Origin of the sequence: Actinocrinis sp. (assembly GCF_035605935.1) — a bacterium.
In the GTDB taxonomy this organism is placed as follows: Bacteria; Actinomycetota; Actinomycetes; order Streptomycetales; family Catenulisporaceae; genus Actinocrinis.
This window is the reverse complement of record NZ_DATNGK010000174.1, coordinates 15,020-25,421: the sequence shown is the minus strand read 5'-3', so window position 1 is coordinate 25,421 and position 10,402 is coordinate 15,020. Positions and strand designations below refer to the sequence as shown.

Here is a 10,402-nt window from a genome sequence, read left to right as displayed (position 1 = left end):
TGAAGTCCTAGGCCACGCCGGTCAGCGTCTTACGTAGCCGCCGGACCGGACTGTCCAGTCCGAACCGCTCGGCCAGCGCAGCCAGGCCGTCCGGATCTGCCGGTGAGGTTGGCAGGCGGGAGTCCACCGGCACCGTCGGCGCGTCAGCTCGCACCCGCACGACCTGCGGCGCGACGGCCAGGTAGTCGCGCGCGGCGTCAAGGCGCTTGCGAGCCGCCGCCTTGAGTGCGGAGCGCGGATCCTCGAGCGCGGCGAGGATGCCCTCCAGCGAGCCGAATTCGGCGATCAGCGAGGCAGCGCTCTTCTCCCCAATCCCGGCGACGCCCGGCAGGCCGTCACTCGGATCCCCGCGCAGCGTCGCGAAATCCGCGTAGCCGCGCCCGGGAATGCCGTACTTGGCGATCAGGGTGTTGTCGTCGACGACTTCGAGCTTTGAGACGCCGCGCGCGATGTTCAGCACTCGTACACCGCGGTCGTCATCGACGAGCTGATACATGTCCCGGTCGCCGGTCACCACGTCCACCGGCCCGTCGTGCGCCCCGGCGTACGCGGCGATGGCGTCGTCGGCCTCGAACTGATCCGCCCACCCGCGGGCGATGCCGAACGCGTCGAGCACTGCCTCCAGCACCGGGACCTGCGGACCGAGCGTGTCCGGCACGACCTCGATGGAGGCGCTCACCGGCCGTTCGGCTCCCAGTCCCGCTTCCGCGCTCGGCGGTGCCTCCGCGGCTACCTCCAGCACGCGGTGCGCCTTGTATGACGGAATTGCCGCCACCCGGAACGCCGGCCGCCAGTCCGCGTCGAAGCAGGCGATAAGCCGGTCCGGCCGGTACGCCGTAACCAGCGCCGAGATGAAATCCACCGTCCCGCGCACCGCGTTGATCGGCATTCCGTCCGGCGCCGTGATGGACTCCGGCAGGCCGAAATAGGCCCGGAAGTAAAGCGTCGGGGTGTCGAGAAGCATCAGCCGGTCAGCCACCTGATCAGCTTCCCATACGCCACCTACAGGAAGGTGCGTCCCTCGCCGCGATACGTCGGCACCGTCGCCGTAACGGAGTCGCCCTGGATCAAATGCAGCTCGCCGAACCGTTCGCACAGCTCGCCGGCCTTCGCGTGTCGGAACCACACCCGGTCGCCGACCGCCAGGTTGTCCGCGGCGGCGCCGAGCAGCGGCGTCTGCACTTCCCCGGCCGCCTCCTGCGAGTCAAAGTGCAGGCCAGAAGGCAGGTACGGTTGTGGTAACCGGTCGGTGCCAGGCGGTCCGGAGGCGATGTAACCACCGCCGAGCACGGTCACGACGCCCGGGCCCGGCCGCCGCACCACAGGCAGCGCGAACAACGCCGCCGGTCGCCCGGTGACCGCGCGATAACCGTCGAACAGGCGCGGCAGGAACAGCCCCGAACCCGCGCCGATCTCGGTGACAGCTTCCTCGGCGGCAGTGCGCTCAACCGAGCCGGTACCGCCGCCGTTCACGAACTCCAGCTGCGCTATCTCCTTGACCGCCGCGACGATCGCCGCCCGCCGCTCGGCCAGTTCCGCGGCGCTGCCGCGCTGCATCACCCGAACCGCCAGACCGCGCGCCGGACGCCCAGGGGGCGCGTCACCCACGCCGGCGATCTGCGCCTCGTACGCCATCAGTCCGATCAGCCGGAAGCCGTGCCGGTCGGCCGCCTCCCTGGCCACCGCGGCCACCGAGGCGGGGGAGTGCAGCGGCGAGCGGCGCGCCCCGATGCGCAACCGACCACCCAGCGGCCGCCAGGAGGCGTCGATATCCACGCAAACCCGGATCGGCGCGGCATCCGGCACGTCCGCGGTCGCCTTCTCGATCAGGTCCAGCTGCTCGATCGAGTCGATCATCAGAGTGACGGTGTCGGCCGTGCGGGCGTCCGCGGCCAGCCGCCGCAGCGCCACGCGGTCCACCGTCGGATAGCCGACCAGAATGTCATCGAACCCTGACGCGGCCAGCCACAACGCCTCTGGGAGAGTAAAGGCGAGAAGACCGCGGAAGCCGTCAAGCGCGAGCACCGCGCGAAGCACCTCACGGCTGCGCACCGACTTCGTCGCGACCCTTATCCGCTTGCCCCCGGCCCTTCTGACCAGCTCTGTTGCGTTGTAGCGCAGTGCCGCCAGATCCACGACCGCCAGCGGAGGATCAAGGTGCTCTGTGGCGTGATTCAGGCGGTCCAGGTCGGTCACGCTCCGAACCCTTCCATACCCGGGTCGCCCGGGTAAGACCGATTAGATCCCGGAAAGGTCTCGACCTGATGACCTTCGTCGGCGGCCATTCTCGTCCCGCTGTCGGCCACCCTGAGGGTGCACTAAGGTTCAACCTGATCAAAGCCGCCGCCCGGCGTGTCGCCGGGTGAGAGAAACTGGGGGCGACCATGGCAGCGGACGACCCGGGGACCTCCCGGGGGACGCACTGGGCGCACGAGGGCGAGCAGGAGCCACCTGAGGTAACCCGCGTGGACGTAACGGAGGTCGTCGAGGTTACCTCCGAGGGTGTCGCAGAGGTGGACGTCGCTGAAGTCACTCAGACGCCGCTCGTCGCACCGCCGCCAAGCGCGCAGCCGCCATTCATTCTGCAACAGCCGATGCCGCAGCCGGTGTACCCGCAGCAACAGCCGTACCCGCAACCCCCGGGCGCGTATCCGCAACCTCAAGCCGGTTACCCACAGCCTCAGGTTGCCTATCCGCAGCCCCCGGCTAGTTACCCGCAACCTCCCGGCGCTTATCCGCAGCAGCCCGTGTACGGCTGGGGTACCCAACCCCCGCTGCCGCCGGTCCCACCGCAGCGCAAGATCTCCCTTCCCCGCCGCACGCTCGCGACCGCATCGGCGCTCGTCGTCGTCGCGGCGCTGGCATTGGGGATCGGTCTGGTCATGGCGCAGCCCTCCGGCGGCTCCGCCGCGAAACACACGACCGGCGCGGCTGCCCAAGACGACGCCGCACGTGCCGTCTGGCGCACTGCCACGGTCGAGCAACTACTGCCCGCGTCGATCAAGCGTGAGGGCAGCGAAACCTATATAAGGCTCGGGATAAACCCCGACGAGTCCTGCGCCAAGCTTCCGGCCGCATTCACCACCAACCTGGCCCCCACGAAGTGCGCGCACGTACTGTCAGCCACCTATGCCGACCGCACGCAGACCGTCACGGCCACGGTCGGCATCGTGGTCGTGAGCGGGACCGCCGCCGATCGGCTGCGACTCTTCCAGAACTGGACCCCGGACTCGAACGCGAACAACGCAGCGATGATGCCGCACACTTATCCGATCCCGCGCTCCGTCGCTGCCCAGTTCACGGACGCGCAGCGGGTCGCCTGGCAGTCGCAGGCCTCGGCGGACGGCACCTACCTGGTCTACGCGGTCGCCGGATTCACTGATGGGCGCACCGGACCGGGTACCGCTGCCATTGCCGCCGCTTCAGGCTCGGCGCTCAGCTCCACCTCACCGGCGGTGCAGGTCGCCGGAGACCTCCCGGCGGCGATCCAAGACCTGCTCGCCTCGCGGATCCAGGGCTCGCAGGGGGGTGCCTCATGACGCGTAGCGCCCTCGAACAGCCGCACGCCAGAACCGTCAGCGCGCGCGGCGCACGCCGACTCTCTGCGGCAGTCGCCGCGCTCGGCTGCCTTGCCACATACACCCTCGTCACAGCGACTCCGGCGCACGCGGACGACATCCGAGACAAGGAATGGCCGCTCGCCTTCCTCAACGCCTCTGCCGCCAACCGGATCAGCTCAGGTTCCGGCGTCACCGTGGCACTCCTCGACTCCGGGGCCATGACCAGCCGGGCAGACCTGACCGGCCAAATCACCACGGGACCGGACTACGCCGGCGGTGTCGAGCGACCGGGGCAGACCGGCTGGGGCGAGCACGGAACCTGCATGGCCTCGATCATCGCCGGACACGGCCGCGGCGGACCTAACGGAATGCTTGGGATCGCGCCCGGCGCTCACGTACTGTCCGTGCGTGTTATCCGGGACGACGACGCCCCAGACATCAACCAGCCCACCAAGAGCGCCACGCCGATCTCCGACGGTATCCGTTACGCCGTGGACCACGGCGCGCAGGTGATATCGATGTCGCTCGGCGGCAGCGACGTCGGCGCGGACGCCGATTCAACCCCCGAGGCCGACGCCATCCGTTACGCGCTCGACCACAATGTGGTCGTCGTCGCGGCGGCCGGCAACTCCGCTGACAAGGGGAACTCGATTCAGTTCCCGGGCGCCGAACGTGGCGTGATCAGCGTCGCCGCGGTGGACTCCGCCGGACGTCACGCGGCGTTCTCCACCACCAGCTGGGACGTGTCAGTCGCGGCACCCGGCGTCAACCTGCCCTGCGATGCCGCGGCCAGCGATGACGAATACCTGCTCGGCGACGGCACCAGTCAGGCCACCGCGTACGTCGCGGGAATCGTCGCGCTGCTGAAGGCGGAGAACCACGCGCTCAGCCCGGCTCAGATTCGCGACATCCTCGAAGCGACCGCACGCGACAAGCCCGCCGGCGGCCGCGACGACCGGCTCGGCTTCGGCATCGTGGACCCGGTCGCCGCGCTCAGGGCCGCCACGGCGACGAAGGCGTCAGCCGAAACGCCCACCGCTGCGAACGCCGGACCGACCAGCGGCCACTTCGGCTACGGCCAGGCCGCCGTGGTCAGCGAGGCCGCGCCCTCGTTCGGTGCCCTCCCGCGCGCCATCGTCGGCGGCGTTGTGTTGCTCGCGGCTGCCGGAGCGATCAGCTTCGTCATCCTGCGCCGCGCTCGCAGAGAAGCCCTCACCGCGCTCCCGCCTGCCCCGGCGTATCCGCAGCCCTACCTGCCTCAATACGGCATCATCCCGGTGACGCCGCAGCATCCTCAGCCCCAGACCCAGCCTCAGGCCCAGCCCCAGTACGCACCGCCCCCTCAGGCTCAGTACCAGCCGCCGCAACAACCGCCGGCCGATCCGCCGCTGGCTCCGCCTGACTAGCGACGGCGCCGGCAGCCGCGCGGATGGCTAAGCTCAACGGGTGACTGACTTCAGCGGCCGTACGCTCCAATCGACCGGCTTCGAGGGTGACGACGGGTCAGCTGATGAGGCGCTGACGCTGGCGCTCGCCGCCCACAGCCGTGGCGAACTAGACCGTTACGCCCTCTATCCGGTGATGGCAGGCAAGCGCGTGCTCGCCCCGATCGTCGCCCTCCTCGGTGAGAGCGAAGCCGCCGGAACCGGCGTCGGCGGCACCGAACTGCGCCGCGACAAGGACAGCGACATGGCGCTGGTCACTCTGGTCGCCTCCGACGGGGCGAAGGCTGTCCCGGTGTTCACCTCGACCGAGAAGCTCGCCGTGTGGGGCGCGACCGCGGGTTTCCCGGCAGCCCGGCCCGTGCCGGTCTCGATCGAGAAGGCCGCAGCAGCCGCCCTCCAGGAGGATGCGGACGTGCTGCTGCTCGATCTCGGCACCGACGAGCAGTTCGAACTCGGCGGCGCCGCGCTGCGCGCCTTCGCCGCGGGCCGGGTGCCGACGCCGCCGGACGCCGACAAAGACGTGGTCGCGGCGCTGCTGGTAGCGCTTCGCTCGGTCCCCGAGGTCGCTGATGTGCTGGAAAGCGCGCGCGTCGGCGCATTCGCCGAGGGCGCGGTGCTTGAACTCGGATTCAAGCCGGGAGTCGACCCGCAGACCCTCGCCGAGCCACTGCGGATCGTCGGGGAGGCCATCGCGGCCGACCCGCTGCTACGGGACCGCTTGGGTGACGGCCTGTCAATCGTCGCCGCGCCCTAAGGGCAACGACCCGCTCGCCTCCGGCCGCCCTAAGGCAATACCGGCCCGGTGAGCTTCTCGCCGGGCGCTGAGCCGGGCGGATCAGGCACCAGCGACGCCTCACGGAACGCCAGCTGCAGCGTGCGCAACCCGTCCCGCAGCGGAGCCGCATGCTGGGAACCGATCTCCGGTGCGGCCGCCGTGACCAGGCCGGCCAGCGCGGTGATGAGCTTGCGCGCCTCGTCCAGATCCGCAGGAGGGACGGCGCCGTCCGAACCGGGCTCGCCGAGGCCCAACTGCACCGCGGCCGCCGTCATCAAGTGCACCGCGAGCGTCGCGATCACCTCGACCGCGGGCACCTCGGCCAGATCACGTGGCAAGGGCAGGCCGTCGGCGGCGTTGTTCTCACTCATGTCTTGATCTTACGTATGTGTCCCCAGCGCGAAGGTGGTACCCTTGACGCCAGCGACCGACTGTTGGCGTGCCCCAAGCACGGTGACAGTCCGCAAGTGGAGGGCCCACCTCCCACCCGATCGACTAACGGCCGACGGGTAACGGTCCCGAGCACGACGGATCGCCTTGTGCGTTCCGTGGTGTGGCATCTACGCATGTGCGTGGATGCCCCGGTTGGTGGAGCTCTGCATGGAATACATGCGGAGCTTTTTTGTTTGCCGGTACGGGTCGCGTTACCTCGCGTGCCCTTCAGTGGATTACGGCGGTGCGGGCTCCCAACCGTACCGTCATACGGTCGGACGGCTCACGGCTCGCCGTACCGGCCGGCTTCAACCTAGGAGGCCCCATCAGCGCCGAACCCCGCATTAACGACCGGATCCGGGTGCCCGAAGTGCGCCTGGTCGGACCCGACGGCCAGCAGGTCGGCATCGTGGCTATCCAGGATGCCCTGCGTCTGGCCCAGGAGGCCGACCTGGACCTGGTCGAGATCGTGCCGACCGGCCGCCCGCCGGTGGCCAAGCTCATGGACTACGGCAAGTTCAAGTACGAGTCCGCGATGAAGGCCCGCGAGGCGCGCAAGAACCAGGCGCACACGATCATCAAGGAGATGAAGCTCCGGCCGAAGATCGATCCGCACGACTACGAGACCAAGAAGGGTCACGTGGTGCGGTTCCTGAACGCCGGGGACAAGGTCAAGATCACGATCATGTTCCGTGGCCGCGAGCAGTCCCGGCCCGAGCTCGGCCGGCGCCTGCTTGACCGGCTCGCCTCGGACGTCGAGGACCTCGGCTTCGTGGAGTTCGCGCCCAAGCAGGACGGGCGCAACATGATCATGGTGCTGGGACCGCGCAAGAAGAAGGTCGAGGCGATGGCCGAGGCCCGCGCCGCGAAGGCGGCTAAGGCTCAGGACGGCGGGCGCCTGCGCGACCGCGAGGAGCAGGTCCCCGACGCCGCGGACGTGGCCGAGGACGAGACCGCTACCGCGATCGTGGCGGCCGATCCGGCCGAGTAGTAGCCAGGACCGGCACGAAGAACCGAGCAACACGGGCAGGCGGCGGCCCGGCCGCCGCCACCCGCGTACTTGCGTACGCGCCGAATGAGGAACGAAGGAGAACCGGCTCACCATGCCGAAGAACAAGACCCACAGCGGGTCCAAGAAGCGGTTCCGCATCACCGGCACCGGCAAGATCAAGCGCGGTCAGACCGGCAAGCGCCACAACCTCGAGCACAAGCCGTCCACTTACACCCGCCGGATCACCGGCGAGGTCGTGCTGGCGCCCGCGGACACGAAGAAGATCAAGCGGCTGCTCGGTAAGTGAGCCAAGCCCAACCCGGCACCTGCCGACAGACCACTGACGAGCTGAGGGGAAGGCGGCGCACGACCCGCCGCGCGCCCCGCGCAAGGAGTTGAGAACGACATGGCACGCGTGAAGCGGGCGGTCAACGCCCACAAGAAGCGCCGCGCGATCCTGGAGCAGGCCAGCGGATACCGCGGCCAGCGCTCGCGCCTGTACCGCAAGGCCAAGGAGCAGGTCACCCACTCCCTGGTTTACGCGTACCGGGACCGCAAGAAGCGCAAGGGCGACTTCCGGCGGCTGTGGATCCAGCGGATCAACGCCGCTGCCCGCGCCAACGGGATCACGTACAACCGCTTCGTCCAGGGCCTCAAGGCCGCCGGCGTTGAGGTGGACCGCAAGATCCTGGCCGACCTCGCCGTCAACGACGCCGCGGCGTTCACCGCGCTGGTCGAGGTCGCCCAGAAGGCGCTGCCCTCGGACGTGAACGCGCCGAAGGTCGCGGCCTGACCGCGCACCGGCTGACGCCCCCCGAAGTGGCGGGCCGCCCCGCGATCACCTCCCCCCGCTCAAGCCGGGTGGTGGCCGCGCGACGGCTCGCCACTCGCTCGTTCCGGGCCAAGCAGCGGCTGTTCCTCGCGGAGGGCCCGCAGGCCGTGCGCGAAGCGGCAGGGCACCCGGCGGGGATCGCCGAACTGTATTTCACCCAAGACGCCGCTGACCGGCATCCCGAAATCATCGAGGCGGCGTACGCGACCGGTGCGGCGCTGCTGCCGACCACAGACGAGGTCGTCGCCTCGCTCAGCGACACTGTGCACCCGCAAGGCATGGTCGCCGTATGTCGGCACCTCGATACGACACTGCACAACGCCCTCAGGGACTCCACGCGCCTCGTCGTTTTGCTCGCGCATGTCCGTGACCCAGGCAACGTCGGGTCGGTCATCCGCGCAGCCGACGCGGCCGGAGCGGACGCGGTCCTCGTCAGCGGCGAGTCGGTCGACGTTTACAACCCCAAGGCCGTGCGCGCCTCAGTCGGTTCGCTGTTCCATCTGCCGATAGTCGTCGGCTTGCCGGTGGAGTCCGCGATCGAGCAGAGCCGGGTCGCTGGCCTGCGCGTTCTTGCCGCCGACGGCACCGGTCCGCTCGATCTTGACGACGAAGCCGACTCTGGTGCGCTGAGCGCCCCCACATGTTGGGTGTTCGGTAACGAGGCCTGGGGTCTGCCCGAGGAAATCCGGACTCTGGCAGACGCTGTGGTTCGAGTGCCGATCCACGGCAAGGCCGAAAGCTTGAACCTGTCCACTGCGGCGGCCGTGTGCCTCTATGCATCGGCGCGTGCTCAGCGCCGAGAGCCGTGAACGCGGAGTAGCGCACGAAGCGAACGCCGCGTGCGTATGCATACGCAGGCGCATAGATGTCGCATCGGCTGCGACTCTGGCGGAAACGGCTCGCGAGCGGCAATGATGGCGACCGGACAGCGAAATTGACGGACCAATCCCGTCGACTGCCGGCTCCGAACGGTAGTGGGCGGTGACTGTGGCTATGGGCAGCGGGCGACGTTCCTTACTCGGGGCAAGTCGTTCCATCCGTGGAAAGGGGCGCGGAATGTTGGACGCACCGAGCGCGGTAGAGCGCGCCGCCGATCCGACGGCAGCCGACCCCACCGCGGCGCTGGAACCGGGCATCGGCAACGCACTGAGCTACGCCCCGCAGGACGTCACAACGGCGGTCGCGCGCCCCTCCCGTGTTGCGCCACCGCGCCCCACGGAGGAAAGCATCATTCTCGGCAACGAAGGCACCGGAATCGACTACGACGAACTGCCTGACGGCGTCGTCATCGCCGGCCGCGACGGCCGGGTGATCGTGTTCAACCGCGCCGCCGCGCGGATCACCGGGATCGGCGCCGCGTCGGCGCTCGGGAGCCAGCTGGCCGACGCCTTGCCGCTGGAGGATTTGGAAGGCCGCAACTGGTGGCGTTGTACCGAGCCGTACGGCGGCCTCGCCATCCGGACCGGACAGCCGGAAACCCATCTGCTGCTGCCCGGCGGGCGCGACGTGCTGGTCACCTCCCGCTTCGTGCGCGAGGGTGGGGCGGTGCAGCGTGTCATCGTCGGCTTGCGCGACACCTCGGCACGCACGCGCGCCGAGCGTCGGCACGCGGACCTGATCGCCACGGTCGCCCACGAACTGCGCTCCCCGCTCACCAGCGTCAAAGGCTTCACCGCGACCCTGCTGGCCAAATGGGAGCGCTTCACCGACGACCAGCGCAAACTCATGCTGGAGACCGTCGACGCCGACGCGGATCGGGTGACCCGGCTCATCGCCGAATTGCTCGACATCGCGCGCATCGACTCCGGCCGGCTGCAACTCGCCCGGTACGCCGTGGACGTCGAAGATCTCGTTCGCGACCAAATCTCGGGCATGGTCGCGGCCGGGCAGCCGGAGGATCGGTTCGTCGTCGTGGCGCACGGTACGCCGCCGGTTTTCGCGGATCAGGACAAGCTGCGCCAGGTCCTCGCCAACCTGCTCGAGAATGCGGTCCGGCACGGCGATGGCCGGGTAACTGTCACGATCGATGCTGCGCAATCGCCGGCCTCGGAGGCGGCCTCCTCGGCTCCAGCCGCCGGCGAGACCGCGTCCGACCTCGTCACCGTCACCGTCGACGACGAAGGTCCCGGCATCCCACCCGAAATGCTCGGCCGCGTATTCACCAGGTTCTGGCGTGGTAATCGGCGCGGCGGCACCGGCCTCGGCCTGTACATCGTCAAGGGCATCATCGAGGCACACGGTGGCACGATCACCGTTGGCCCCGCACCGTCCGGTGGCGCACGGTTCCGATTTACCGTGCCCGCTGCCTGACTTAAGGTCGAGCCCAATCACGCCTCATCAGGTCGGCGGTCCTTACCCACCCCGCCT

General features: G+C 69.4%; 11 protein-coding genes. 8 read left to right on the top strand and 3 right to left on the bottom strand.

The features are described 5' to 3' along the window. Nucleotides 1-7: 7 nt before the first annotated feature. Together VN779_RS14415 and VN779_RS14410 are read right to left on the bottom strand one after the other, a co-directional pair. Nucleotides 8-964, bottom strand: a complete 957-nt coding sequence (locus VN779_RS14415; protein ID WP_349260794.1) for a 5'-3' exonuclease — start codon at nt 962-964, stop codon at nt 8-10. A gap of 38 nt (nt 965-1,002) precedes the next feature. After that, the gene (locus tag VN779_RS14410) at nt 1,003-2,196 is read right to left on the bottom strand and encodes an amino acid deaminase/aldolase (protein ID WP_325723425.1); all 1,194 of its coding nucleotides are present in this window, start codon (nt 2,194-2,196) and stop codon (nt 1,003-1,005) included. 188 nt (nt 2,197-2,384) lie between these two features. On the opposite strand from VN779_RS14410, the gene VN779_RS14405 reads away from it, so the two are divergent. The 3 genes from VN779_RS14405 to VN779_RS14395 are packed head-to-tail and all read left to right on the top strand — an operon-like array spanning nt 2,385 to nt 5,759. Beyond that, nucleotides 2,385-3,539: a hypothetical protein gene (locus VN779_RS14405; RefSeq protein WP_325723423.1), complete on the top strand. Its 1,155-nt coding sequence runs from the start codon at nt 2,385-2,387 to the stop codon at nt 3,537-3,539. After that, on the top strand, nt 3,536-4,966 hold the full coding sequence (locus VN779_RS14400) for a S8 family serine peptidase (protein WP_325723421.1): 1,431 nt from the start codon (nt 3,536-3,538) through the stop codon (nt 4,964-4,966). The genes VN779_RS14405 and VN779_RS14400 overlap by 4 nt, the downstream gene beginning before the upstream one ends. 40 nt (nt 4,967-5,006) lie before the next feature. Next, nucleotides 5,007-5,759: an SseB family protein gene (locus VN779_RS14395; RefSeq protein WP_325723419.1), complete on the top strand. Its 753-nt coding sequence runs from the start codon at nt 5,007-5,009 to the stop codon at nt 5,757-5,759. 29 nt (nt 5,760-5,788) lie between these two features. On the opposite strand, the gene VN779_RS14390 is transcribed toward VN779_RS14395, so the two are convergent. Then, complete coding sequence (locus VN779_RS14390) at nt 5,789-6,151, bottom strand: DUF1844 domain-containing protein (protein ID WP_325723417.1); 363 nt, start codon at nt 6,149-6,151, stop codon at nt 5,789-5,791. Nucleotides 6,152-6,573: 422 nt separating this feature from the next. Here VN779_RS14390 and infC point away from each other — a divergent pair, with 422 nt between their 5' ends. From infC to VN779_RS14365, 5 genes are all read left to right on the top strand, one after another. Continuing rightward, complete coding sequence (infC, locus tag VN779_RS14385) at nt 6,574-7,203, top strand: translation initiation factor IF-3 (RefSeq protein ID WP_414639669.1); 630 nt, start codon at nt 6,574-6,576, stop codon at nt 7,201-7,203. A 112-nt stretch (nt 7,204-7,315) separates the two neighbouring features. Next, complete coding sequence (gene rpmI, locus VN779_RS14380; protein ID WP_325723415.1) at nt 7,316-7,510, top strand: 50S ribosomal protein L35; 195 nt, start codon at nt 7,316-7,318, stop codon at nt 7,508-7,510. A 99-nt stretch (nt 7,511-7,609) separates the two neighbouring features. Further along, nucleotides 7,610-7,996 (top strand): 50S ribosomal protein L20, encoded by a 387-nt coding sequence (gene rplT, locus VN779_RS14375; protein ID WP_325723413.1) that lies wholly within the window; start codon nt 7,610-7,612, stop codon nt 7,994-7,996. Between the two features lie 26 nt (nt 7,997-8,022). After that, nucleotides 8,023-8,844, top strand: a complete 822-nt coding sequence (locus VN779_RS14370; protein ID WP_325723411.1) for an RNA methyltransferase — start codon at nt 8,023-8,025, stop codon at nt 8,842-8,844. Between the two features lie 247 nt (nt 8,845-9,091). After that, nucleotides 9,092-10,345, top strand: a complete 1,254-nt coding sequence (locus VN779_RS14365; protein ID WP_325723406.1) for a sensor histidine kinase — start codon at nt 9,092-9,094, stop codon at nt 10,343-10,345. Nucleotides 10,346-10,402: the final 57 nt, after the last annotated feature.

Coding starts and splice junctions, on each gene's coding strand:
- VN779_RS14415 (WP_349260794.1), bottom strand. CDS start 964: ATGCTTCTCGACACCCCGACGCTTTACTTCCGGGCCTATTTCGGCCTG.
- VN779_RS14405 (WP_325723423.1), top strand. CDS start 2,385: ATGGCAGCGGACGACCCGGGGACCTCCCGGGGGACGCACTGGGCGCAC.
- VN779_RS14400 (WP_325723421.1), top strand. CDS start 3,536: ATGACGCGTAGCGCCCTCGAACAGCCGCACGCCAGAACCGTCAGCGCG.
- VN779_RS14390 (WP_325723417.1), bottom strand. CDS start 6,151: ATGAGTGAGAACAACGCCGCCGACGGCCTGCCCTTGCCACGTGATCTG.
- rpmI (WP_325723415.1), top strand. CDS start 7,316: ATGCCGAAGAACAAGACCCACAGCGGGTCCAAGAAGCGGTTCCGCATC.
- rplT (WP_325723413.1), top strand. CDS start 7,610: ATGGCACGCGTGAAGCGGGCGGTCAACGCCCACAAGAAGCGCCGCGCG.
- VN779_RS14365 (WP_325723406.1), top strand. CDS start 9,092: ATGTTGGACGCACCGAGCGCGGTAGAGCGCGCCGCCGATCCGACGGCA.